This is a genomic window from Streptomyces abyssomicinicus (assembly GCF_008974245.1).
Classification (GTDB): Bacteria; Actinomycetota; Actinomycetes; order Streptomycetales; family Streptomycetaceae; genus Streptomyces; species Streptomyces abyssomicinicus.
Map to the genome: position 1 here is coordinate 151,804 of NZ_BBZI01000013.1, position 23,163 is coordinate 174,966.

Sequence of the window (23,163 nt, forward strand, 5' to 3'; positions counted from 1 at the left end):
GGCGGCTCACACCCCGCCCGGCACGCTTTGACTGCCGACGGGCCGGTCGGCATCGTTGGCCGTGAGACACCTGCAGAGGAGGACGACATGGCGACGGTGCCCACGGCCGCGTTGGCGGCGACCGGACTGGTCGGCGGGTACGGGGTGGCCCGCTGGACGAAGCGGCGTGAACTGGGCGGAGTGGTGCTGGCGGCGGCCGGGGCCGCGGCGGCGAACCGGTGGCGGCGGCAGGCGGGCGCCGGTGTGGCCGCCGGGCTCACCACGGCGTACGTGGCCGCGTTCGCCGGGTCGCACCCCCTGGCCAAGCGGCTCGGCGCGTGGACGTCCGTGCTCACCGTCACGGCCGGTGTGGCCGCGGCCTCCTGGGTCCTCGCCGACCGCCGCGAGGCCTGACCCCGGGCGGAGGCGGCCCCGGCGGGCGCGGCCCCGGCGTCCCGGGCCCGCGCCCGGGACGCCGAAGGGGCGTCGAAGGGCCGTCGAAGGGGGCGTCGGACCGCCCGTCAGACCCCGAGATCGCGGATGATCTTGGCGACGTGACCGGTGGCCTTGACGTTGTAGAGCGCGCGCTCCACCGTGCCGTCCTCGCCGACCACGACCGTGGAGCGGATGACGCCGACGACGGTCTTGCCGTACAGCTTCTTCTCGCCGAACGCCCCGTACGCCTCGAGCGTCTTCTTGTCCGGGTCGGCCAGCAGGGTCACCTTCAGCGACTCCTTGTCGCGGAACTTCGCCAGCTTCTCCGGCTTGTCCGGGGAGATGCCGACGACGTCGTACCCGGCGCCGGCCAGCAGCTCCAGGTTGTCCGTGAAGTCGCAGGCCTGCTTGGTGCAGCCGGGGGTGAGCGCGGCGGGGTAGAAGTACACGATGACCTTGCGGCCCGCGTAGTCGGCCAGCGAGACCTCGTTCCCGTCGGCGTCGGGAAGGGTGAAGGCGGGGGCGGTGTCGCCGGGCTGGAGTCGCTCGGACATCGGGTCGTGCTCCTTGGGTCGCTCGTTACCGGTGGGCGCGTACGAGCGTAACCGGGGGCTTGACCATGCGGCGCGGCCACGAGCTGACAGACTGGTGGGCAGCAACACGGGAAGCAGTACGCAGTACGTACGGACATCCGACGGCGAGACGATCACGGAGGCGGCACGGTGGCGGACACCTCGGACACCAGGACACCGGCGCAGATCAAGGCGGACATCGAGCGGCGCCGCGCACTGCTGGCCGAGACGCTCGAGGAGATCGGGGTGCGGATGCACCCGAAGACGGTGGTGGACGACGCCAAGGCCCGGGCACGCGGCCAGGTCGACCAGACCCTGGGGCGGGCCTACGTCAGCGTCAACCGGACCCTGACCGGTGTGCGGGGGCGTTTCGTCGACGAGGAGGGGTCGCCGCGGATGGAGCGCATCCTGCCGGTGGCGCTGGTCGCGGTCGGCGTGGTCGGGCTGCTGATGGTGGGCGGCACCCGTGGCCCGGGCGGCTCCGGCCGCTCGCGCGGCGGACGCTGCCGACGCCGCCGCTGACCCCCCACCCGATCGGACGGCCGGGGGCGAGGGGCAGGTAGGTTCACACCGTGAGCGTCAACAGAACTGTGAGCGACACCCAGCACGACAAGCTTCCGATCCGGATGCTGCACGACCGCGTGCTGGTGCGTCAGGACAACTCGGAGGGTGAGCGTCGCTCGGGCGGCGGCATCCTCATCCCCGCGACGGCGGCGGTCGGCCGGCGTCTCGCGTGGGCGGAGGTCGTCGCGGTGGGGCAGAACGTCCGCACCGTCGAGCCCGGCGACCGCGTCCTGTACGACCCGGAGGACCGGGCGGAGGTCGAGGTGCGGGGCATGACCTACGTGCTGATGCGGGAGCGGGACCTCCACGCGGTCGCCGCGGACCGCTTCGAGGGCGCGGAGGACTCCACGGGCCTGTACCTCTAGCGAACGGCACGAAGGGGCCGGTGACCGCCGCGGCGGTCACCGGCCCCTTCGGCGTCCCGGCGGGCGGGCTACAGGGCCAGGTGGGGCCAGGGCCACGCCTGTTGCTCGTGGGGCGGGAGGTGCGCGCCGCCCTGCGAGGACGGGTGGTGCGGGGCCTGGTGGTGCGGGGGCTGGTCGTGCGGCTGGTGGCCGTGCGGGTGGTGTTCCCCCGGGGGCGACGCCTGGTGGGCCGGCGGGGCGGCGTCGCCGGGGACGCCGTCGGCGCCGGGTCCGGGGTCGTACCCGGGGTCGTACCCGGGCGACGGGAGGACCGTGCCCTCGCCGTCGGGTCCGGCGGCCGGGCCGGTGCTGTCCTCGTCGCCGTGGCCGTCGCCGCTGAACTCCGAGGCCTCGCCCTGGTCCTCGGAGGAACCGTCGCCGTCGCCCTCGGGGGTACCGGACTCCGGGAACCCGTCGCCCTGCTCCGCGGACGGCGACGCGGACGCCGACGCCCCGTCACTCGGTACCGCGTAGGGCAGCTTGAGGTCGCCGCTCCCCGACCGCACCTGGAGGTCGAACGCGCCGGCCTGCTCGCCCTTCGTCGCGTCCTTCACGAACTCCGCCCAGACCCGCGCCGGCACTCCGCCGCCGTTGATCCGTCCCAGGCCCATCGCCCCGTACAACGGCTTGTGCGCGGCGGTCTTCGGGTCCTGCCCCATCACCGACACCACGGCGACCAGGTCCGGCGTGTACCCGGCGAACCAGGCGGCGGTGTCCTCCTCGGCGGTGCCCGTCTTGCCGGCCGCGGGCCGCCCCGCCGCCTGCGCGGCGGTGGCGGTGCCCCCGGCAACGACCCCGCGCAGCACCGAGGTCGTGGTGTCCGCCGCGACCCGGTCGATCGCCTGGCTGGGCTTCCGGTCCGGCAGCGACACCGTCCCCGACCCGCTCCGGGTGATCTTCTCGACCAGCGTGTACGGCCGGTGCCGCCCGTGGTCGGCGAGCGTGGCGTACGCCTGCGTCATGTCCAGCACGCTCGCCGTGGCCGTGCCCAGCGCCATCGACGGCGAGGCGATCAGGTCCGGGGTGCGCTCGGGGAGCCCGAGCCGCACCGCCGTCCGGTGCACCCGGTCGGGGCCCACGTCGACCGCCATCTGGGCGTACACCGCGTTGACGGACTTGTCGGTGGCCTCGCTGACGGAGATCTCCCCGTAGCTCTGGTCGTCCTCGTTCTCCGGCGTGTACCGGGCCCCGGGCCAGCCCTCCACGGCCCGCTTGCTGGTCCCGTCGTACATGGTCTGCGGGGTGATGGGCCGTCCGTCGTGGGTGTGCGCCCCGTGCTCCAGGGCGGCCGCCAGCACGAACGGCTTGAAGGTGGAGCCGACCTGGAAGTCCCGGCGGGTGGCGTTGTTGGTGTACTGCTTCACGTAGTCGGTGCCGCCGTACATCGCGACGACCTTGCCGGTGCGCGGGTCCATCGCGGCGGCCCCGGCCCGCACGTTCCTGTCCGCGTCCCGCACCTCCGGCTTCAGGTTCTCCAGCACCTCCTCCTCGACCGCGGCCACCAGCGCCTCCTGGGCGGGCCTGCGGAGCGTCGTCCAGATCCGGTAGCCGCCGCCCTCCAGGTCGGCCTCCCGGAGGATGCCGTGCTCCGCCAGGTACGCCTTGACGGCGTTGACGACGTAGCCGCGCTGGCCGGAGAGCGCCGTGTTCGCCCGGTTGGGGCGCGGGGCGGGGAAGGCCAGGGTGGCCCGCTCCGTCCGGCTCAGCCAGCCCTCCTTGACCATGCCGTCCAGCACGTAGTTCCAGCGGACCAGGGCCTTCTCCCGGTTCTCCGGGTGGGCGTCGACGTCGTAGGCGTTCGGGGAGTTCAGCAGCGCGGCCAGGTAGGCGCCCTGCGCGGCGTCCAGCTCGGAGGCGTCGATGCCGTAGTAGGCCTGGGCGGCGGCCTGGATGCCGTAGGTGTTGCGGCCGAAGTAGCTGGTGTTCAGGTAGCCCTGGAGGATGTCGTCCTTGGACTTCTCCCGGTCCAGCTTGATGGCGATGAAGAACTCCTTGCCCTTGCGGGTGAGGGTCTGTTCCTGGCCGAGGTAGTAGTTCTTCACGTACTGCTGGGTGATCGTGGAACCCGACTGCCTGCCCTTGCCGGTGACGGTGTTCCACGCGCCGCGGACCATCGCCTGCGGGTCCACCCCGGAACCGTCGTAGAAGTCCCGGTCCTCGGCGGCCAGCACGGCGTGCCGCGCGTCCTCCGAGACCTGGGACAGCTCCACGCTCTCCCGGTTGACGTCCCCGTCGCGGGCCAGGCGGGAGCCGTCCGCGTAGAGGAACACGTTGCTCTGCATGGTGGCGGCGGCGTTGGCGCGGGGAATCTTGACCAGGTGGTAGCCGGCCGCCAGGGAGGCCGCGCCGAGCAGGATGACGGCGACCAGACCCAGGAGGGTGAAACGCCAGGTGGGAAGGGCGCGGCGCCAGCCCTTCCGCCGGGCGGCGGGAGCGGGCCTCTCCGGGTCCCGGGCGGTGGCGGGCGTGTCCGGAGGCCGCTCGGGGCCCCAGCCCGGGAACGGCTCTTTCCTGCGGTCGTTCTTCATCGCGTGCTCCGGCTCCCGTTCCTCCGCGTTCCGCCGATACCCTATGCGCCCACTATGTACCGGTATGACCGATACGCGCCCGCAGAATTGGGCTGTGTCGGGGCCGCGGCGTCGCGTCCACCTCCCGGTCCCCCGTTACCGGGGCCGTCCCGAACTCGTATGCTGCGCGCCATGGCCGACGCGTCGAACGAGCGGAACGAGCGGGACCAGCGGGACGAGGGGGACGGGGACGGGGCAGCACGGGGGAAACGGCGGGAGGTGCCGCTGCCCGAGCTCCGGGCGGGTGACGCCGACCGTGAACGGGTCGCGGAGCGGCTGCGGGACGCCCTCGCGGAGGGGCGGCTCGACATGGACGAGTTCCAGGAACGGCTGGACGTCGTGTACCGGGCGAAGACGTACGGGGAACTGGAGCCGGTCACGCGGGACCTGCCGGCGCCCGGCGGGCCCGCCGTCCCGCTGGTGAAGCGGCCCGCCGCCAACGCCGGGGGCGAACTGGACCTGGCGTCGCGGATCACCGGCGGCGAGGGTTCCTCCGACTGGGGGATCGCGGTGATGTCGGGCTTCCAGCGGGTCGGACGGTGGGTGGCGCCGCGGCGGTTCAACGCGGTGGCGGTGATGGGCGGCGGGGTGATCGACCTCCGCGACGCCTACTTCGCGGACCGTGAGGTCGTGCTCAACTGCGTCGCGGTGATGGGCGGGGTGGACGTCATCGTCCCGCCGGGTGTCGAGGTCGTGATGCGCGGCACGGGGCTCATGGGCGGCTTCGACCACGACACACGGGGCGACGACACGGGCCCCGAACCGGGGGCGCCGCGGGTCGTCGTCACCGGGTTCGCGTTGTGGGGCGGTGTCGGCGTCCGCACGAAGCGCTCCAAGAAGCGCCGCCTGCCCCCCGCCTGACCCCCGCCCGACCCCGCCACCGGGGGCCGCCCGCGGGCCGGTCCCCGGTGCTGTCCCCTGCGTACACCCGGCGCTGCCCCGGCGCTAAACCCGGTGCGCACCCGCCCGGGCCGCCCCGTCCGGTACCGCCCGGGGCGGCGACGGCACCCCCGCGGGCCCCGGCCCCGCGCTCGGCCCCGGCCACCACGCCCGCTCCCCGAGCAGCGCCATCGCCGCGGGCAGGAGCAGGACGCGCAGCACGAACGCGTCGAAGAGCACGGCGACCGTGAGGCCGACGGCGATCTGCTTCATCTCGACGCGGTCGATGAACAGGAAGCTGACGAAGACCGAGACCATGATCACGGCCGCGCTGGTCACCACGCTCGCGGATCCCGCGATGCCTTCGACGACCGCCTGACGGGTGGGCACACCGCGTCGCACCGCCTCCCGGATCCGGCTGACCACGAAGATCTGGTAGTCGGTGGACAGACCCACCAGGATGGCGAGGACCATCAGCGGCGTGCGGGAACCCACGAAGCCCAGGGACTCGAACCCGAGCAGTTCCTCCGCCCAGGTGTACTGGAAGACCAGGGTCAGCACGCCCCAGGAGACCAGCACGGTGGACATGTTCAGAAGCGTGCCCAGCAGGGCCATGACGACGGACCGGAACGCCACGTACATGATCACGGCAGCGGCGAGCGCGATGAACCCGACGACCCAGGGCAGCCGTTCGCCCTGGTGGGCCGCGTAGTCCGCCCCCGCCGCGATCTCACCGGTGACGGCGGCCTCGAGCCCGTCGGCGGGCCCCACCGTCGCCGGCAGCAGTTCGCCCCTGAGGTGCCGCAGCGAACGTGCCGCCTCCGGCGAGTTCTGGGCGTACGGCACGGGCAGCGCCAGCAGAGCCGTGCGTCCGTCCTCGGCGATCCGCGGCCGGGGGGTCCGGTCCTGGGCGAAGAGGGCGTCCCCGCGGGTCCGCTCCACGAGCCGGCGCAGCGGTGCAGCCGGGTCCTCGCCGCGCACGACGACCAGATGCGCCGGCCCCTCCGACGGGAAGGCGTCCACCAGCCGGTCGTAGGTGGCGACCGCCGGGACGCTGTCGGGGAAGGTCTCCTTGCCCTCGGTGCCGAGCTTCATGGACAGCGCCGGCAGGGCCAGGGCCGCCGTGGCGGTGAGCGTGGCGAGGAGCGTGACGAGCGGACGGCGCATCACCGGCCGGAGCGCTGCGGCCCACACCCCGCCGCCGTTCCCTCTGCCGGCCGCGGGCCGCCCGCCGCGCGCCCGGTCCGCCTTCCGGTCGATCCGCGGCCCCAGCTTCGCCAGCAGGGCCGGCAGGACGGTCACGGAACCGGCGACGGCGACGCAGGTCACCAGGATCGCGCCGGTGGCGATCGAGGAGAAGACGACGTCCTCCATCAGGTACAGCCCGCCCAGCGCCACGGCGACCGCCAGCCCCGAGTGGACCACGGCGCGACCTGACGTCCGTGCCGCCAGTTCGACGGCCGCCGGGTGGCTCAGCGCCCCGCCGGAACGCTCACGTTCCTCGCGGACGCGCTTGAGGTAGAAGAGCGAGTAGTCGACGCCCACGGCCATGCCGAGCATGAACGTCGTGCTGAGCACGGCGCCTCCGGCGTCGGGGAACACCCAGGAGGCGAGACCGTAGAGCCCGGTGGCTCCCGCGAAGGCCGTGAGCGCCAGCATGACGGGGATACCGGCCGCGAGCAGGGTGCCGAAGACCACGAGGAGGATGACGAAGGTCACCGGCAGGCTGATCATCTCGGTGCGCTGCAGGTCCCGGCCCTGCTTGTCGTTGACCCCGACGGAGATCGAGGCACTGCCGGTCTGGCCGACGCGGACGTCCGGGTGCGCGGCCCGCACCGCGGCGGTCTGGGCGAGCAGCGCTCCGACGTCCTCCTTGGCGGTCTCCCGGTCGCCCCGCAGGGTGACGGAGACCAGGAGGGCGGACCCGTCCTCGGCCGGACGGGGCTCCGCGACGGCGACGACGGCGGGCAGCCGGCGCATCCGCTGCTCGGTCTCGCGGGCGGCCGGTCCGGGATCCTGGCCCTCGATCAGCACGTGTTCCACGGGCGGTGGCGTGAGTCCGCTCCCGGCGGCCAGCGACTCGGCCCGCCCGGCCTCCCCGATCCAGAAGTCCTCGAACGTGCCCTTGTTCGTGCCGGCGACGGCCGCCGCGCCCACGCACAGCGCGACGAACAGCAGCCACCCGAGGACGGCGCGCCCCGGGTGCCGGGCACCCCATCTCGCCGTCCGCACCATGACAGATTCCTCGCCCGGCATCGCATGCCCTTCCCGAAAACCGCTCTCCACGACTGCACCGGTCAGCCTCCCTTCCGCGGCCGGGGGCGGTCACTGGTGCTGACAGCCGGGGAGGCGGGGGTGCTGTCCCCACCCCTCGACCCCGGCGGCCCGCAGTACGCGGCACGACGGGACCGGTGCGGCCCGTCGGGACCGCCAGGCGGTGGCCGGCTCCACGTCCCTGCCCCCCCACCACCGTGCGGCGCGCGGGGGTGTCGGGCCGGCGGGCGCGTCAGGCGCGCGGGCGCGTCTTCGGGTGCGCCGGCCAGGGGCCGACGCACGGCCCCCGCGGTGCGGCGGCGGGGCAGGGGCGACCTGGCGACGGAGCCGCGAGGCGGTAGCGGCGACCGGGGCGGCCCGTCGGGACCGCCGGGCGGTGGCCGGCTCCACGTCCCTGCCCCGCACCACCGTGCGGCGCGCGGGGGTGTTGGGCCGGCGGGCGCGTCTTCGGGAGCGCGGCCGGGGGCACGACGACGCGAGGCCGCGGCGCAGTGGGGGCTGCGGCGCGGCCTCGTGTCGACCGGAGAGGGAGGTGCGGTGGGTCAGCCGGCTGGTGCCGTGGGGGTGTCGACGGTGGAGAGGGGCTTCGCGATGTCCTCGAGACTGCGCCGCTCCGCCTTGACGGCGAGGAAGACCGCGACGAGCCCCGCCGCGCACATCAGGCCCGCGCCGATCTGGAACGCCAGCACCGTGTCCGCGATGACCCCGGACTCCGTGAGGTCAGCGAAGATCAGCGGACCGGCGATGCCGCCCGCGGCCGTGCCGACCGCGTAGAAGAAGGCGATCGCCATCGCGCGCGTCTCCATCGGGAAGATCTCCGAGACCGTCAGGTACGCGCTGCTCGCGCCCGCGGAGGCGAAGAACAGCACCACGCACCAGCACGCCGTCAGCGTCGTCGCCGTCAGCACCTCCTGGCCGAACAGCCACGCCGTCACGAACAGCAGCAGGCCCGAGAGGATGTACGTGGAAGAGATCATGATCCGGCGGCCGACCGTGTCGAACAGCCTGCCCAGCAGCAGCGGGCCGAGGAAGTTGCCCGCCGCGATCACCGCGAAGTAGTAGCCGGTGTGCCCCACCTGGACGTCGAAGAACTTGGTGAGGATCGCGCCGAAGCCGAAGGTGATCGCGTTGTAGAGGAAGGCCTGGCCGATGAAGAGGGCCAGCCCCAGCACCGTGCGCTTGGGGTACTTGGTGAAGACCGTCCGGGCGATCAGCCCGAAGCCGATGGACTTGCGCTGGTGGATGGTGATCTCGCCGGCCGGCGGGGGCAGCTTGTGGCCCTTCTCCTCCTCGACCTGCCGCTCGACGTCGGAGACGAGCGCCTCCGCCTTGTCTCCCTGACCGTGGATGAACTGCCAGCGTGGACTCTCCGGAACGTTTCGCCGCACCAGCAGGATGACCAGGCCGAGCACGACGCCGAGCGCGAAGGTCAGCCGCCAGCCGATGTTCGCGGCGAAGATGTCGGTGTCCAGCATCACGATGGACAGCAGCGCGCCGCCGATCGCGCCGAGCCAGTAGCTGCCGTTGATGATCAGGTCGACCCGGCCGCGGTACTCGGAGGGGATCAGCTCGTCGATGGCGGAGTTGATGGCCGCGTATTCGCCGCCGATGCCGAACCCGGTCAGGAAGCGGAAGAGGAAGAACCACCAGACGTCGAACGAGACCGCGGTGAGGGCCGTCGCCCCCAGATAGACCGCCAGGGTGGTGATGAAGAGCTTCTTGCGTCCGAAGCGGTCGGTGAGCCAGCCGAAGAACAGCGCTCCGGCGCACGCTCCCGCGACGTACAGCGCCGCCGCCATTCCGGTGACCTGGGCGGAGGTGATGGGCAGTCCGCTGCCCTCCTCGGCCAGCCGGCCGGCGATGTTGCCGACCGTGGTGACCTCCAGGCCGTCCAGGATCCATACGGTTCCCAGCCCGATGACGATCATCCAGTGCCAGCGGGACCACGGGAGCCGGTCCAGGCGGGCCGGCACGGCGGTGGTGACGGTTCCTGTCTCCTCCGGGATCTCCGAGGGTTCGGGTGTCGCAGCAACTGCCATCGCGTGGTCTCCCTCTCCGTTGAGCGAGCGGCGGTTCCCCTCCCTGTTGCCCCGCCCGTTACGGCTATGCCCCCAGCATGCGGGACACGGTGTGGATCAGCAGCCCGGCGAGCGAGCCGACCACTGTGCCGTTGATGCGGATGAACTGGAGATCGCGGCCGATGTGCGCCTCGATCTTCCGGGTGGTGTGCTCGGCGTCCCAGCCGGCGACCGTGTCGGTGATCAGGGCGGTGATCTCGCCCCGGTAGGTGGTGACCACGTAGGTGACCGCGCCCTCGACCCAGCCGTCGACCTTCTCCTGGAGCCGCTGGTCCGCCTTCATCCGGGCGCCCAGGGACAGCAGCCCGGCGCGCACCCTCAGCCGCAGCCGGCTCTGCTCGTCCTCGGAGGCGGCCACCATCATCCGGCGCACCGCCGACCAGGCCGAGGCGATCAGGTCCTGGACCTCGTCCCGGTTCAGGACCTCGTTCTTGAGCCGCTCCACGCGCGCCCGGGTCTCGGTGTCGGACTGCAGGTCGACGGCGAAGTCGGCGAGGAACCGGTCCAGCGCGTCCCGTGCCGGATGGGTCGGCATGTCCCGCATCTCGGTGACGAACCGCAGCAGCTCCTTGTAGACCCGCTCGCCCACCTTCCGGTCGACGAACCGCGGCGTCCAGCCGGGGGCGCCGCCCTGCACCGCGTTCATCACCCGGTCGCCGTGCAGCTCCAGCCAGTCGTGGGCCCGCGCCACCACCAGGTCGACGGTCCGGTTGTGCCCGTGGTCCGCGACCACCCGCTCCAGCGTCTTGCCCAGCACCGGGGCGATCTCCGCCGCCTCCGCCCGGCGGGTGACGGCCTCGCCCACCACGTCCTGGACGTCACGGTCCTTCAGCACGGTCAGCGCGCCCCGCAGTGCCGTCGCCAGTTCGGCCGTCACCCGGTCTGCGTGCTCCGGTTCGGCCAGCCAGGTGCCCAGCCGGTTGCCGATGCCGACGGCGCGCAGCCGGGTCCGCACCACGTCCGCGGAGAGGAAGTTCTCCCCCACGAACTCGCCCAGGGACTCGCCGAGCTGGTCCTTCTTGGTGGGGATGATCGCGGTGTGCGGGATGGGCAGCCCCAGCGGATGCCGGAAGAGGGCCGTCACGGCGAACCAGTCGGCCAGCGCGCCCACCATGCCCGCCTCGGCGGCCGCCGCGACGTAGCCCGCCCAGGCGCCCGCGCCCTGGTGCTCCGCCCAGGTGGCCAGCGCGTAGATCACCGCGACCACCAGCAGCAGCCCCGTGGCCAGGGCCTTCATCCGACGGACACCCCGCTGGCGTTCCTCGTCGGCGAGGGTGAAACCATCCATGGTGCGTGCGGCCGAACGGGGGACGCCGCGATTGCCGCCTCCGGGCGGGCGGGCATGCTCGCCGTGCCCCCCACCGTCGCTCCCGGCACCGCCGACGCCGCCGGTGCCACCGATGCCGCCGGCGCCGCCGCCGCGCCCGTCGCCGCCGTCGGCGGTCCCGGCGAGGTCGGCGGGGTGCCCGCCGTTGTCGTCCTGTCGTCCCATTCGTCGCCCGTCCACCTGTGTCACATGCCCCGTCAGGAAAGAAACGTCCCTGCTTGACCGACTCCGGGAACGCAACAAACGTTCCCGACGTCTGTCCTCGAGGACGCTCAGGAAGCCGCCGGGGATGTCTCGCACCTTCCGCCGTTCCAGTCGTTCTGTCGTTCGAAAAGCCCGAGGAGCCGAGCCCCGCATGACCAGGCGTCACGCTTGCGCCCTGCTGGCGGCCTTCACCGCCCTGATAATCGCCGTCAGCGCCGGCATATATCTCGTGGCCCGCCAGGCGAGTGCCCGGCCCGAGGCCCGCGACACCAGCCTGTCCGGGGGCCGCGTGCCCCACAACCCCGCCGCGCCGGCCTCCACCGGCACGTGGGTCGGCAGCTGGGCCGCCGCGCCCTCCGGAGCCGAACCGGGCACGGAACTGACGGGGATCGCCGGACGGTCCGTGCGCAACATCGTCCACACCAGCGCCGGCGGTTCGGCCGCACGGGTGACCCTGTCCAACCACTACGGGCAGCTGCCGCTGCGCATCACCTCCGCCTCGGTCGGCGTCGCCGCCCAGGACAACGCCGCGGAGGCCGTCCCGGACACGCTGCGCCCGCTGACCTTCTCCGGCGCCCCCGCGGTGACCGTCCCACCGGGCGGCCAGGTGGTCAGCGACGCGGTGGCCCTGCGAGTGCATGCGGACAGCGACCTGCTGGTCACCACCTACTCCCCGACGCCCTCCGGCCCGGTCACCTACCACCGGCACGCCCGCCAGATCTCGTACGTCGCCACCGGGGACCACGTCCTCGACCCGCGCGCCCTGGCCTACACCGAGCCCACCCCGCACTGGCGGTACGTCACCGCCGTAGACGTCCTCAGCAAGGACTCCCGGGGCACCGTGGTGGTCATCGGCGACTCCCTCACCGACGGCATCACCTCCACGACGGGCCAGGACGCCCGCTGGACCGACGTGCTGGCCGAACGTCTGGACTTCCGCCACGGCGTCGCCAACGCGGGCATCAGCGGCAACCAGCTCCTCACCGACGGCCTCGGCCGCCCTGCCGACAGCCCCAGCGGCCTGAACCGCTTCGAGCGGGACGCTCTGTCGCGGCCCAACACCAAGGCGGTCGTCGTGGTCCTCGGCATCAACGACATCCTCCGCGACCCCGACGGCACGCCCGACCCCGCCGCCGTCACCGCCGGACTGCGCTCGCTGGTCTCCCGCGCCCACGCGCGGGGCGTCCCGGTCGTCGGGGCGACGCTGATGCCGTTCGAGGGCCACGCGGGCTACGACGCGGTCCGCGAGAGCGCCCGGCAGGCGGTCAACACCGAGATCCGCCGCGGCGAGATCTTCGACGCCGTGCTCGACCTCGACGCGGCCCTGCGCGACCCCTACGCCCCGCACCGCCTCGCCGGGCACCTCGACTCCGGAGACCACCTGCACCTCAACGACGCGGGCTACCGCCGGATGGCGCAGCGCTTCGACACCAGTGTCCTCTCCCGGGGCACCACGGCGACCCTCTGACGCCGAGTACGATGGCGGGGCACCGCCCCGCGGCCGTGGCGGAATGGCAGACGCGCAACACTTAGGATGTTGTGGACGGAAGTCCATGTGGGTTCGAATCCCACCGGCCGTACCACGGATGGCCCGCGAACCGGGGCGAACGGTTCGCAGGCCATCGATCGGCGGCCCCGGCGGCCTCGGCGGCCGGGGAGACTCCGCTCAGCCGGTCCCCTCCCTCTCGTCGTACAGCCCGAACCAGCGGGCGGCGGTGTCCATGTCCTTGTCGCCGCGGCCGGACAGGTTGATGATCAGCAGGCCATCGGGGCCGAGCTCCCTGCCCACCTCCAGAGCCCCCGCCAGCGCGTGCGCCGACTCGATCGCCGGAATGATCCCCTCGGTGCGGGACAGCAGCCGCAGCGCCCGCATCGCCTCGTCGTCCGTCACGGCCCGGTACTCGCCGCGTCCGGAGTCCTTGAGGTAGGAGTGCTCCGGGCCGATGCCGGGGTAGTCGAGGCCCGCGGAGATGGAGTACGGCTCGGTGATCTGTCCCTCCTCGTCCTGGAGCACGTACGACCGCGACCCGTGCAGGATGCCCGGCTCGCCCGCGGTGAGCGTCGCCGCGTGCTCGCCGGTCGCCACGCCGTGCCCGCCCGGCTCGCAGCCCACCAGGCGCACCCCGCGGTCCGGGATGAAGGCGTGGAAGAGGCCGATGGCGTTCGACCCGCCGCCGACGCACGCCACCACAGCGTCCGGCAGCCGTCCGGCGCGCGCCAGGATCTGCCGGCGCGCCTCGACGCCGATCACCCGGTGGAAGTCGCGCACCATCGCCGGGAAGGGGTGCGGGCCGGCCACCGTGCCGAACAGGTAGTGGGTGCTGTCGACGTTGGCGACCCAGTCGCGGAACGCCTCGTTGATGGCGTCCTTCAGCGTCCGGCTGCCGGAGGCCACCGGGACCACCTCGGCGCCCAGCATCCGCATCCGCGCCACGTTCAGCGCCTGGCGCTCGGTGTCGATCTCCCCCATGTAGATGGTGCAGTCGAGGCCGAACAGCGCGCAGGCGGTGGCGGTGGCCACGCCGTGCTGACCCGCGCCGGTCTCCGCGATCACCCGCGTCTTGCCCATCCGCCGGGTCAGCAGGGCCTGGCCCAGCACGTTGTTGATCTTGTGCGACCCGGTGTGGTTCAGGTCCTCGCGCTTGAGGAAGACCCGGGCGCCGCCCGCGTGTTCGGCGAACCGCGGCACCTCCGTGAGGGCGCTCGGCCGGCCCGTGTAGTTCACCAGAAGGTCGTCCAGCTGGGCCGCGAACGCCGGATCGCCCTTCGCCTTCTCGTACTCCACGGCGACCTCGTCCACGGCGGCGACCAGCGCCTCCGGGATGAACTTGCCGCCGAAGGCGCCGAAGTAGCCCTCGGCGCTCGGGACCTGACCCGCCGGGTCGGGGTGGAAGGAGCCTCCTGTCGTCACGGCTGTCATGACCTTTCCTGGATGAGGGCGGCCACCTCGGCCGCCGGGTCCGCGGAGCGCATGAGCGTCTCGCCCACCAGCACCGCGTCCGCGCCGTCGGTGTGGAGCCTGCGGGCGTCGGCCGGGCCCCGCACGCCGCTCTCGGCGATCAGGACGCGGTCGTCCGGCACCACGGCGCGGAGCCGGGCGGTGAGCCCGAGGTCGATGCGGAAGTCCCGCAGATCGCGGTGGTTGACGCCGATGTTGGGCGCGTCGAGGAGCAGCGCGGCGCGGGCCTCCTCCACGCTGTGCACCTCGACCAGCGTGTGCAGGCCGAGACCGAGGGCGTACGCGTGGAGTGCGGACAGCCGCTCGGGCGCCAGGGCGGCGACGACCAGGAGGACGGCGTCCGCCCCGAACGCCCGCGCCTCGGCGATCTGGTACTCGTCGACGATGAAGTCCTTGCGCATGACCGGCAGGCCGACGGCGGCCCGGACGGTCGCGAGGTCCTCGGGGCGGCCCCCGAAGCCCTCGGTGTGCGCGAGGACCGACAGCGCGGCGGCGCCGCCCGCCGCGTAACGGCGGGCGAGCTCCGCGGGGCGGTAGTCGTCGGTCAGCGGGCCCTTGAGCGGGCTGCGCGGCTTGAGTTCGGCGATCACCGACAGCCCCGGCGCCCGCAGGGCCGCGCCGAAGTCCCGTACCGGTGCCGCCTGGGCGGCCCAGGCGGCCCGGCGTTCGACCTCGGCGAGGGGGACGGCGGCGCGCCGCTCCTCGGTCTGCCGGTGCGCGGCCTCCACCAGGCGCGCGAGGAGGTCGGCGGGCGCCGCCGCAGCGGTCCCCGGTGCCGGGGGCGAGGACACCGCGGTCATGAGGTGGTCCTTTCTCGTCGTACGGCGGCCGGGGCCGGCTTCGCCGTGGCGGTGATCCAGTCGTCGAGCAGTGCCCGGGCCCGTCCGCCGTCGACGGCGTCGGCGGCGAGGGCGAGGCCCTCCCGCCAGTCCTCGCTCACCCCCGCCGCGCGCAGGGCGGCGGCGGCGTTGAGCAGGACGACGTCCCGGCGCGGGCCGGGCTCCCCCGACAGGACCCGGCGGACGGTCTCGGCGTTCTCCGCCGCGTCGCCTCCGCGCAGGTCGGCGAGGGTGGCCGGGGCGATGCCCAGGTCGGCGGGGTCGAGGCGGTAGCGGGTGGTGCGGCCGCGGACGAGTTCGACGACCTGGGAGGGGGAGCAGGTGCTGAGTTCGTCCAGGCCGTCCTCGGCGCAGAAGACGAGGGCGTGTTCGGTGCCGAGGCGGTGCAGGACCTCCGCCATGACGTCCATGAGCGCCGGGTCGGAGACACCGAGGGTCTGGTAGCGGGCGCCGGCCGGGTTGCACAGCGGACCGAGCACGTTGAACACGGTCCGCACGCCCAGTTCCCGCCGCGGGCCCGCCGCGTGGCGGAACGCGGGCTGGAAGACCGGGGCGAACAGGAACGTGATGCCGGTCGCGGTCAGACACGCGGCCGCCTCGTCGGGGCCGAGGTCGATGCCCACCCCCAGGGCCTCCAGCACGTCGGCGCTGCCGCACGACGAGGAGGCGCTGCGGTTGCCGTGCTTGGCGACCGGCACCCCGCAGGCGGCGGCCACCACGGCCGCGGTGGTGGAGATGTTGAAGGTGTCGTGTCCGTCGCCGCCGGTGCCGCAGGTGTCGAGGACGTGTCCGTCGCCGGGCAGCACGGTGCCGAAGGCGCGTGCGGTGGCGACCAGTCCGACGATCTCCTCGACGTCGGCGGGGCGGGCGGACAGGGCCATGGCGAAACCGGCGATCTGGGCGGGCGTTGCCTCGCCGCCCAGCACGGCGGCCATCGCCCGGCCCGCCTGTTCCCGGCTGAGCCGGCCTCCGTCGGCCAGCGTGCGCAGGGCCGTCTTCATCGGGCTGCCTCCTGCAGGAAGTTGACGACGATGTCCCGGCCCTGCTCGGTCAGCACGGACTCGGGGTGGAACTGGACCCCGTAGGTGGGGTGTTCGCGGTGGCGCAGGCCCATGACCGTGCCGTCCTGGGCCCAGGCGTTGGCGACGAGTTCGGCGGGCAGCGTGTCCGGGTCGACCGCCAGCGAGTGGTAGCGGGTCGCGGTGAACGGGTCGGGCAGCCCGGCGAGGACGCCGGTGCCGTCGTGGCGGACGCGGTCGGTCTTGCCGTGGACCGGTCCGACCCGGACCACCGCGGCGCCGAACGCCTCCCCGATCGTCTGGTGTCCCAGGCACACGCCGAGCAGCGGGATGCGCCCGCTGAGTTCCCGGACCGCGGCGAGGCTGACGCCCGCCTGGCCGGGGGCCCCGGGTCCGGGCGAGATCAGCACGGCGTCGTGCTCGGCGAGCTCCTCGACGGTGACGGCGTCGTTGCGGCGGACGACGGGTTCGGCGCCCGCCTCGGACAGGTACTGGACGAGGTTGTAGGTGAAGGAATCGTAGTTGTCGACGACGACGACGCGGGGCGCGCCGCCGGCCCGGGCGGCCCGGGGCGCGGGAGCGGTGGCGAGGACGGTCACGCGTGCGCCTCCGCTCTCTCCACGGCGGCGAACAGCGCCTGGGCCTTGTTCAGCGTCTCGCGGTACTCCGCCGCCGGGTCCGAGTCGGCGACCACGCCGGCGCCGGCCTGGACGTATGCCTGTCCGTCGGCGATGACGAGGGTGCGCAGGGCGATCGCCGTGTCCAGCCGCCCGCCCGTGCCGACGAAGCCGAGCGCGCCGCCGTAGACGCCGCGCCGCTCCTCCTCCAGCTCGGCGATGATCTCCATGGCGCGGATCTTCGGGGCGCCCGAGACGGTACCGGCGGGGAAGGTGGACCGCAGCGCGTCCAGCGGGGTGCGGTCCTCGGCGAGGTCGCCGCTGACCGTGGAGGACAGGTGCATGACGTGCGAGTAGCGCTCGACCTCCATCAGCCGCTCCACCCGCACGCTGCCGGGCGCGGCCACCCGGCCGATGTCGTTGCGGCCGAGGTCGACGAGCATGACGTGCTCGGCGCACTCCTTCGCGTCGGCCAGCAGCTCGTCCTCCAGCGCCCGGTCCGCCGCGGCGTCGACGCCGCGCCACCGGGTACCGGCGAGCGGACGGGTCTCGGCCCGGCCGTCCTCGGCCTTCACCAGCAGTTCCGGGGAGGCGCCGATGACGTGACGGCCGCCACCGAGCACCAGGTGGAACATGTACGGGGAGGGGTTGACGGCGCGCAGGTGCCGGTAGACGTCGAACGGCTCGGCGCGCAGCGGCTTGCTGAACCGCTGCGACAGGACGACCTGGAAGATGTCGCCGGCCCGGATGTACTCGCGGGCCCGCTCCACCATCTCCAGGAACCGCTCCTCGCCGGTGTGCGCGCGCCAGGCGGAACGGTCCTGCTCGTCGGCGGTGCGGGCGGGCGCGAGCGGCCGGGCGTCGAGCACGCCGGCCGGCAGCTCGCCCACCAGCCGCTCGCGCATGGCGGTGAGGCGGGCGACCGCGTCCTCGTACCGTTCGCCGGCCGTGTCGTACAGCGTGGTGATCAGCAGGCGGCGGGTGGCGTGGTCGAACACGACGAGGTCGTCCGCGCGCAGGAACGAGGACTCCGGCATCCCGGGTCCGGGCTCCGGGGCCACGGGCAGCCGCTCGAAGTGGCGGGCGCTCTCGTAGCCGAGGTAGCCCACCGCCCCGCCGTGGAACGGCGGCAGCCCGGGCAGCGGCGCCACGTCCCGGTCCGCCAGCGGCTGCAGCGCGGCCAGCGGGTCCCCGTCACCGAGGTCGACCGGCTGCGGGCGGCAGGCGATGTAGGAGTAGCGGGCGACGCTGCTGTCGGTGCCGACGACGCTCTCCAGCAGCAGGCCGGTCTCCCCCGGCCGGCACAGCCGCGCGAACGCGGTGACGGGCGTGACGGTGTCCGCCAGCAGCTCCATGCGCAGGGGCACGAAGGCGTGCACGGCGGCGATGGCGCGCACCTCCTCCGGGCCGGGGACGACCCCGGCGGCCTGCGCCGCCCTGTTCGTCGTGCCACCCGGCGCGGGCAGGACCGCCGCGAGCGCCGGGTGCAGGATGGGGGCGGTCATGCGGCGGCTCCGAGGACGACGGCGGGGCCGGGCAGGGGGTCGACCGCGCGGTCGACGGTTCCGGCCGCGCGGTCCAGGGCGTCGGCGCACGCGGTCTCGTCCGCGGCGACGGCGACCAGCGCGGCGAGCCGCGGGATGGCCTGGCGCGGCGGGAGGAGCAGCCGTTCGCCGGGCTCAGCGATGACGACCGTGTGGGCGATGCCGTCGGTGGCGTCGGCGCCGGACAGGTCCAGCGGGCGGGCCCGCCCGTCGACGGCCGGGTAGAGGAACCGGATCTCGGCGGTGTCCTGGCGGGTGGGGGTGGTGTCGGGGCGGCGGCCGAAGGCGAGTTCCGCGGCGGCCTTGACGAGGTCGACGCCGGAGGCCAGGGCGCTGATGAACGGGATGAGGTCGCCGCCGAGCCGGGCGTTGAGCTCGATGAGCCGCGGTCCGCGGGAGGTGAGGCGCACCTCGGCGTGGGTGACGCCGGTGGTGACGCCCAGTACCCGGTGCGCGGCGACGACCAGGTCGCTCACCCGGCCGGCCCACTCCTCGTCGCACCGGGCGGCGACCAGGTGGCCGACCTCCTCGAAGTACGGCGCGAAGCCGAGCCGCTTGCGGGCGACGTGGACCACGTCGACGGCGCCGTCGTGGACGGCGCTGTCCACGCTGATCTCGTCGCCGTCGAGGTATTCCTCGACGAGGACGCCGTGGCCGGTGGGCAGGGTCGCGAAGGCGGCCCCGTCGGCGAGGGCGAACGCGGCGCGCACCTCACCCTCGTCGTCGGCGCGGGTGACGCCGATGCTGCCGGCGAGGGCCCGCGGCTTGAGGACGACCGGGTAGCCGAGGTCGGCGGCCGCGGCCAACGCCTCGTCGACGGTGGTCACGAGGCGGTGGCCGACCGCGGCGAGTCCGGCCTCGGCCATCAGGGACCGGGTGGCGTACTTGTCGCGGCAGTGCCGGGCGGCCTCGGGGGACAGATGGGGCACACCGAGCTTGGCGGCGGCCTCCGCGGTCGCCTCGACGGCCGTCTCGTCCCAGGTCAGCACGGCGAAGGAGCCGGGCTCGGGGTCGGGGCCGACGAGGTGGAGCACCGCGTCGGCGATGGCGACCGGGTCGCTGAGGTCGGCGACGGTGTACGAGTCGAGGTAGCGGCGCTGCCACGTCGGCTCGGCGGGGAGGACGGCGGAGAGGGTGTAGTCCTCGTGGAGGCTCCGGAAGGAGTACTCGCGGTAGGCGCGGCCGCCGCTGCCGACGACGACGAGCCGGCCCGCGGAGCGGGTGCTGGGGGCGGTCATGGGGGTCTCCTCTCAGTCCTGCGCCGTCGCGCGCAGCGGGGCGAGGGCGTTCGACACGCGGAGCAGCTCGTCGAACATGGACTTGGCGGCCTCGTCCATGCCGTCGGCGGGCTGGAAGACGCCCTCGGCGTCGATGCGCTGCCCGATCCAGTGGATCGGCACGGCCTCGGTGACCGGCGTCATCTTGAGGGTCGTGACGACCTGCTTGATGCCCTGGACGGCGCGCAGGCCGGCGGAGCCGTTGGCGTAGCTGACGAAGCCGACGGGCTTGTACTGCCACTCCTCGTAGAGGAAGTCGATGGCGTTCTTCAGGGGCGCGGTGAAGGAGAAGTTGTACTCCGGCATCACGAAGACGAAGGCGTCCGCGCGGGAGACGGTGGCGCTCCAGTCCTTGGTGTGCTGGTGCACGTAGGCACCGCTGGAGGGGTGCTCCGGCTCGTCGAAGAACGGCAGGTTGATCTCCGCGAGGTCGACGACCTCGACCTCGAAGCCGCCGTGGCGGCGGGCCTCCTCGGCGGCCCAGGCGGCGACGGCGGGACCGACGCGGCCGGGGCGGGTGCTGGCGACGATGAACTGCAGGCGGGGCATGGGGGTTCTCCCTGTTCGGACGGTTCCGGTGCGTCACCGCGGATCGTCCAGGGGCACTGCTGCTGCCCGGCAGTGATGAGTAGGTAAGCAGCGCCTGGCGGGGGAACGCAACAGCCGCAGCCCACCCGTCGGGCATTACGTCCCCTTTGCGGGCTTCTGTCGCCCGGCAACGCCCTGGCGCATTCACGACAGTCGTAAACGCGCACTCCTCGGGACCGCGCCGGTGCGGCCCGTCCGGTGCCACAGTGAATTCACGTCACCGCGGACCGCTCCTCAGCCCGGCTGCCCGCCGCAGGAAATCCGCACCTCCCGCACTTTCCGGCGCCGCCACCCGTTTCCGGCGGCTTTCCCTTCGCGCCCCGGTCCGGCATGCCGTGAGCCGGCAGAAATGGAGATCCGCCCATGGCGAACACCGCCACCGAACGCTACGTGGAGGAATCCGCGCGGCCCGACAGCGAACTTCCCGGCCTGGCCGAACGTGCCGACATTCCGCAGGAATACGCAAAGGCATACGGAAACGTCCTGCTGGCCCGCCCGATATTCGTCCCGGAGAACGCGATCCACGCCTTCGCCGACGACCTGGCCGCGGTGTTCCGCCTCCTGACGGGGCTCCCGGAGCGCTGCTTCGGCGGAGACCTGGACCGCTACGCCGGCGCGATCGGCCTGCCGGCCGAGTTCACCGAGGTGATGCGGGAGGGCGCGACCGGCGACCCGCTGCTGTACGCCCGCGCCGACGCCTTCCACGACGGCACCGGCTTCCGGCTGCTGGAACTCAACGTCGGCAGCGAGCTCGGCGGCGTCGACACCGCCCAGCTCAACCGCGCCTTCCTCGCGGACCCCGCCTTCGGGGAGTTCGCCGGCCGCAACCGGCTCGGCCACGTCGACACCATGGAGCTGCTCGCCGGCGAGCTGCGCCGGGCCGCCGCCGGCATCACCGACGGCGCACCCGTGGTGGCGCTGCTGGAGGGCCCCGGCGCGCTCGACGACCACAGCGGCGTCTTCACCTCCATCCAGGAGGACCTGCGCGGCCACGGCGTCGACCTGCTGCTGGGCGAGATCCAGGAGGTCACCGAGGAGGCCGACGGCAAGCTGAGCCTGCGCGGCCGCCCGCTCGACGTCGTGCTGCGCTACTTCGCCACCTACCAGATCGCCGGCGACCCCGTCGCCCGCGCGGCGCTGACCCGGGTCAACCGGGCCCACGCCGCGGGACGCACCGCGCTCTTCACCCCGCTGGAGGGGGCGCTGTTCACCAGCAAGGCCGCCCTCGGCCTGCTGCACCGGCCCGCCGTGCGGGCCGCCCTGACCGACGACGAGCGCGCCCTCGTCGACCGGGTGCTGCCCCGCACCTGGGTCCTCGGCGCGGACGGCACCGAGGACGCCCTGGAGTACGCCCGCGCGCACCGCGCCGCCCTCGTGCTCAAGCCCGGCATGGGCTACAGCGCCGACGGCGTGGTGATCGGCCGGGACGTCACCGACGAGGAGTGGGAGGCCGCCCTGGCCGCCACCGAACACCGCGACTACGTCGCCCAGGAACTCGTCGTGCCCGCCCTGGAAAAGGTCGTCGATCCGCACACCGGACGCACGGAGGAATGGGTCGCCAACTGGGGGATCTTCGTCACCGGTCAGGGATTCGGCGGCGCATTCTGCCGCGCCCTGAAGCCGGAGGACGGATCCGTCATCACCTACGCGAATCCCGGCACCCGGGGCACGTGCGTATTCACCTTCCCGGAAGAGGAGAACGGAATATGAGCGCCACGGAACAATCCCATCCGGAACCGTCGCCAGAGGAATTCGCGGCCTCCGGTTCCCGCCCGCACGTCGTCGTCGTCAACCGCTGGCGTGAGCGGTACGCGGAATTCACCCGCTACATCGACCACGCGGCGAACCGGGTCAGCTACGTGACGACCGAGGTCGGCACCGGCTCCGTCCCCGACGAGGCCCACGACGTGGTCCTGGTCCCCGCCACCGACGACCTGGAGCGGGTCCGCGCCGAGGTGCGCGCCCTCGCCGCCCGGCACGGCGCCCCCGACCGGATCGTCGCCCTCAAGGAGGACGACCTGCTGGTCGGCGCCGCCCTCCGGGAGGAGTGGAACGTCCCCGGGCCGCGCCAGCCGGAGCAGATCGTCTTCCGCGACAAGTACGTGATGTGCCGGGCCGTCCACGACGCCGGCCTCGACGTCCCCGACTTCGCCGCCGCCACCGACGCCGACGCCGTGCTGGAGTTCGGCGAGGCGCACGGCTGGCCCGTCATCGTCAAGCCGCGCACCGGCAGCTCCAGCGCCGGCGTGGTCCGCGTCGACGGACCCGAGCAGGTCGCCGCGCTCGCCCTCGACGCCGACCCGATGCTCGTCCAGGCCTTCGTCGACGCGGCCATCTGCCACGTCGACGGCGTCTTCGACGGCGAGAGGCTGCTGACCTGGCGGGCCTCCCGCTACCTGAACACCTGCCTCGGCTTCCGCGTCGGCAGCTTCCTCGGCTCCGTGGAGATCGACGACCCCCGGGTCAACGCCGCGATCGAGAAGGCCGCCACCGGCTTCCTCGGCGCCCTCTCCCCCGGCCGGGCCACCGTCTTCCACCTCGAGGTCTTCCTCGACGACGACGACCGCGACGCCGACGGCCTGCCCCGCGCCCGCTTCCTCGAGTGCGGCGCGCGCGTCGGCGGCGCCGAGATCCCGTTCCTGTGGCGCGAGGTCCACGGCTACGACCTGATGCACGCCGCCTGGCAGCTCCAGGTCGACGGGCCGCTGCCGCCCGTGCCGGCCTCCGCCGCCGCGCCCTCGGCCACCGAGGAGGTGGCCGGCTGGATGCTCGTCCCGGCCCCCGCCGAGCGGCCGTGCCGCATCACCGAGTCGACGTCGATGACCGGCCGTCACCAGGGCCCCTACGCCGAGGTCGTGCTGCGGCCCGGCGAGGTCCTGCCCGACGCCGATGCCTACTACGAGCACGTCGGCGGCCGCTTCCGGTTCCGCGGCGCCGCCGCCGCGGACGTCGAGGCCTCCGTCACGACCACGGCACGCGACTTCCGGGTCCACGCCGAACCCCTGACGTTTTCCACCACCACCGCCTGAGCAGGAGC

19 protein-coding genes and 1 tRNA gene are annotated in these 23,163 nt (G+C 73.6%); 8 read left to right on the plus strand and 12 right to left on the minus strand.

What is annotated here, in order from left to right; all coding sequences use genetic code 11:
- The first annotated feature begins 87 nt into the window (after positions 1–87).
- Positions 88–393 (plus strand): hypothetical protein, encoded by a 306-nt coding sequence (locus GBN72_RS29940; protein ID WP_151775078.1) that lies wholly within the window; start codon positions 88–90, stop codon positions 391–393.
- 107 nt (positions 394–500) lie between these two features.
- On the opposite strand, the gene bcp is transcribed toward GBN72_RS29940, so the two are convergent.
- Positions 501–968 carry a thioredoxin-dependent thiol peroxidase gene (gene bcp, locus GBN72_RS29945; RefSeq protein ID WP_151775079.1) on the minus strand — a complete coding sequence of 156 codons (468 nt, stop codon included), beginning with the start codon at positions 966–968 and terminating at the stop codon, positions 501–503.
- Between the two features lie 168 nt (positions 969–1,136).
- Here bcp and GBN72_RS29950 point away from each other — a divergent pair, with 168 nt between their 5' ends.
- Both GBN72_RS29950 and GBN72_RS29955 read left to right on the plus strand, forming a co-directional pair.
- Positions 1,137–1,508, plus strand: coding sequence for a DUF3618 domain-containing protein (locus GBN72_RS29950; protein ID WP_151775080.1), 372 nt, complete (start codon positions 1,137–1,139; stop codon positions 1,506–1,508).
- 104 nt (positions 1,509–1,612) lie between these two features.
- On the plus strand, positions 1,613–1,915 hold the full coding sequence (locus GBN72_RS29955; protein WP_151775204.1) for a GroES family chaperonin: 303 nt from the start codon (positions 1,613–1,615) through the stop codon (positions 1,913–1,915).
- A 68-nt stretch (positions 1,916–1,983) separates the two neighbouring features.
- Here GBN72_RS29955 and GBN72_RS29960 read toward each other — a convergent pair whose 3' ends face one another.
- Complete coding sequence (locus GBN72_RS29960; protein ID WP_151775081.1) at positions 1,984–4,482, minus strand: transglycosylase domain-containing protein; 2,499 nt, start codon at positions 4,480–4,482, stop codon at positions 1,984–1,986.
- A 171-nt stretch (positions 4,483–4,653) separates the two neighbouring features.
- On the opposite strand from GBN72_RS29960, the gene GBN72_RS29965 reads away from it, so the two are divergent.
- Positions 4,654–5,382, plus strand: a complete 729-nt coding sequence (locus tag GBN72_RS29965; RefSeq protein ID WP_151775082.1) for a DUF1707 SHOCT-like domain-containing protein — start codon at positions 4,654–4,656, stop codon at positions 5,380–5,382.
- Between the two features lie 84 nt (positions 5,383–5,466).
- Here GBN72_RS29965 and GBN72_RS29970 read toward each other — a convergent pair whose 3' ends face one another.
- The 3 genes from GBN72_RS29970 to GBN72_RS29980 all read right to left on the minus strand — a co-directional run bounded on the left by GBN72_RS29970 (position 5,467) and on the right by GBN72_RS29980 (position 11,244).
- Positions 5,467–7,635, minus strand: a complete 2,169-nt coding sequence (locus GBN72_RS29970) for an MMPL family transporter (protein ID WP_246212996.1) — start codon at positions 7,633–7,635, stop codon at positions 5,467–5,469.
- Between the two features lie 581 nt (positions 7,636–8,216).
- Positions 8,217–9,713 carry an MFS transporter gene (locus GBN72_RS29975; RefSeq protein WP_151775084.1) on the minus strand — a complete coding sequence of 499 codons (1,497 nt, stop codon included), beginning with the start codon at positions 9,711–9,713 and terminating at the stop codon, positions 8,217–8,219.
- 64 nt (positions 9,714–9,777) lie between these two features.
- Positions 9,778–11,244, minus strand: a complete 1,467-nt coding sequence (locus GBN72_RS29980; RefSeq protein ID WP_439959831.1) for a DUF445 domain-containing protein — start codon at positions 11,242–11,244, stop codon at positions 9,778–9,780.
- Between the two features lie 190 nt (positions 11,245–11,434).
- Between GBN72_RS29980 and GBN72_RS29985 the strand changes: the two genes are divergently transcribed.
- Together GBN72_RS29985 and GBN72_RS29990 are read left to right on the plus strand one after the other, a co-directional pair.
- Complete coding sequence (locus tag GBN72_RS29985; RefSeq protein ID WP_151775085.1) at positions 11,435–12,751, plus strand: SGNH/GDSL hydrolase family protein; 1,317 nt, start codon at positions 11,435–11,437, stop codon at positions 12,749–12,751.
- A gap of 29 nt (positions 12,752–12,780) precedes the next feature.
- A tRNA-Leu gene (locus GBN72_RS29990) sits at positions 12,781–12,866 on the plus strand.
- A gap of 83 nt (positions 12,867–12,949) precedes the next feature.
- Here GBN72_RS29990 and trpB read toward each other — a convergent pair.
- From trpB to GBN72_RS30025, 7 genes are read right to left on the minus strand one after another with little or no spacing between them, the layout of a single operon-like run.
- Entirely contained in the window at positions 12,950–14,203 is a 1,254-nt protein-coding gene (gene trpB / locus GBN72_RS29995; RefSeq protein WP_151775086.1) for a tryptophan synthase subunit beta, read from the minus strand.
- On the minus strand, positions 14,200–15,042 hold the full coding sequence (gene trpC, locus GBN72_RS30000; RefSeq protein WP_151775087.1) for an indole-3-glycerol phosphate synthase TrpC: 843 nt from the start codon (positions 15,040–15,042) through the stop codon (positions 14,200–14,202). Before trpC ends, trpB begins: the two co-directional genes overlap by 4 nt.
- Positions 15,039–16,082, minus strand: a complete 1,044-nt coding sequence (trpD, locus tag GBN72_RS30005; protein WP_151775088.1) for an anthranilate phosphoribosyltransferase — start codon at positions 16,080–16,082, stop codon at positions 15,039–15,041. Before trpD ends, trpC begins: the two co-directional genes overlap by 4 nt.
- Positions 16,079–16,699 carry an anthranilate synthase component II gene (locus tag GBN72_RS30010; protein WP_151775089.1) on the minus strand — a complete coding sequence of 207 codons (621 nt, stop codon included), beginning with the start codon at positions 16,697–16,699 and terminating at the stop codon, positions 16,079–16,081. Before GBN72_RS30010 ends, trpD begins: the two co-directional genes overlap by 4 nt.
- Positions 16,696–18,222 carry an anthranilate synthase component I family protein gene (locus GBN72_RS30015; RefSeq protein WP_151775090.1) on the minus strand — a complete coding sequence of 509 codons (1,527 nt, stop codon included), beginning with the start codon at positions 18,220–18,222 and terminating at the stop codon, positions 16,696–16,698. Before GBN72_RS30015 ends, GBN72_RS30010 begins: the two co-directional genes overlap by 4 nt.
- Positions 18,219–19,499: an ATP-grasp domain-containing protein gene (locus GBN72_RS30020; protein ID WP_151775091.1), complete on the minus strand. Its 1,281-nt coding sequence runs from the start codon at positions 19,497–19,499 to the stop codon at positions 18,219–18,221. The genes GBN72_RS30015 and GBN72_RS30020 overlap by 4 nt, the downstream gene beginning before the upstream one ends.
- A 12-nt stretch (positions 19,500–19,511) precedes the next feature.
- Positions 19,512–20,087: an NADPH-dependent FMN reductase gene (locus GBN72_RS30025; protein WP_151775092.1), complete on the minus strand. Its 576-nt coding sequence runs from the start codon at positions 20,085–20,087 to the stop codon at positions 19,512–19,514.
- Between the two features lie 402 nt (positions 20,088–20,489).
- Here GBN72_RS30025 and GBN72_RS30030 point away from each other — a divergent pair, with 402 nt between their 5' ends.
- On the plus strand, positions 20,490–21,836 hold the full coding sequence (locus GBN72_RS30030) for a hypothetical protein (RefSeq protein WP_151775093.1): 1,347 nt from the start codon (positions 20,490–20,492) through the stop codon (positions 21,834–21,836).
- The gene (locus GBN72_RS30035; RefSeq protein ID WP_151775094.1) at positions 21,833–23,155 is read left to right on the plus strand and encodes an ATP-grasp domain-containing protein; all 1,323 of its coding nucleotides are present in this window, start codon (positions 21,833–21,835) and stop codon (positions 23,153–23,155) included. Before GBN72_RS30030 ends, GBN72_RS30035 begins: the two co-directional genes overlap by 4 nt.
- Positions 23,156–23,163: the final 8 nt, after the last annotated feature.

Bases quoted from the DNA above. Each gene is read 5' to 3' on its own strand.
- GBN72_RS29940 (WP_151775078.1), top strand. From the start codon at position 88: ATGGCGACGGTGCCCACGGCCGCGTTGGCGGCGACCGGACTGGTCGGC.
- bcp (WP_151775079.1), bottom strand. From the start codon at position 968: ATGTCCGAGCGACTCCAGCCCGGCGACACCGCCCCCGCCTTCACCCTT.
- GBN72_RS29955 (WP_151775204.1), top strand. From the start codon at position 1,613: ATGCTGCACGACCGCGTGCTGGTGCGTCAGGACAACTCGGAGGGTGAG.
- GBN72_RS29960 (WP_151775081.1), bottom strand. From the start codon at position 4,482: ATGAAGAACGACCGCAGGAAAGAGCCGTTCCCGGGCTGGGGCCCCGAG.
- GBN72_RS29965 (WP_151775082.1), top strand. From the start codon at position 4,654: ATGGCCGACGCGTCGAACGAGCGGAACGAGCGGGACCAGCGGGACGAG.
- GBN72_RS29970 (WP_246212996.1), bottom strand. From the start codon at position 7,635: ATGGTGCGGACGGCGAGATGGGGTGCCCGGCACCCGGGGCGCGCCGTC.
- GBN72_RS29975 (WP_151775084.1), bottom strand. From the start codon at position 9,713: ATGGCAGTTGCTGCGACACCCGAACCCTCGGAGATCCCGGAGGAGACA.
- GBN72_RS29980 (WP_439959831.1), bottom strand. From the start codon at position 11,244: ATGGGACGACAGGACGACAACGGCGGGCACCCCGCCGACCTCGCCGGG.
- GBN72_RS29985 (WP_151775085.1), top strand. From the start codon at position 11,435: ATGACCAGGCGTCACGCTTGCGCCCTGCTGGCGGCCTTCACCGCCCTG.
- trpB (WP_151775086.1), bottom strand. From the start codon at position 14,203: ATGACAGCCGTGACGACAGGAGGCTCCTTCCACCCCGACCCGGCGGGT.
- trpC (WP_151775087.1), bottom strand. From the start codon at position 15,042: ATGACCGCGGTGTCCTCGCCCCCGGCACCGGGGACCGCTGCGGCGGCG.
- trpD (WP_151775088.1), bottom strand. From the start codon at position 16,082: ATGAAGACGGCCCTGCGCACGCTGGCCGACGGAGGCCGGCTCAGCCGG.
- GBN72_RS30015 (WP_151775090.1), bottom strand. From the start codon at position 18,222: ATGACCGCCCCCATCCTGCACCCGGCGCTCGCGGCGGTCCTGCCCGCG.
- GBN72_RS30020 (WP_151775091.1), bottom strand. From the start codon at position 19,499: ATGACCGCCCCCAGCACCCGCTCCGCGGGCCGGCTCGTCGTCGTCGGC.
- GBN72_RS30025 (WP_151775092.1), bottom strand. From the start codon at position 20,087: ATGCCCCGCCTGCAGTTCATCGTCGCCAGCACCCGCCCCGGCCGCGTC.
- GBN72_RS30030 (WP_151775093.1), top strand. From the start codon at position 20,490: ATGGCGAACACCGCCACCGAACGCTACGTGGAGGAATCCGCGCGGCCC.
- GBN72_RS30035 (WP_151775094.1), top strand. From the start codon at position 21,833: ATGAGCGCCACGGAACAATCCCATCCGGAACCGTCGCCAGAGGAATTC.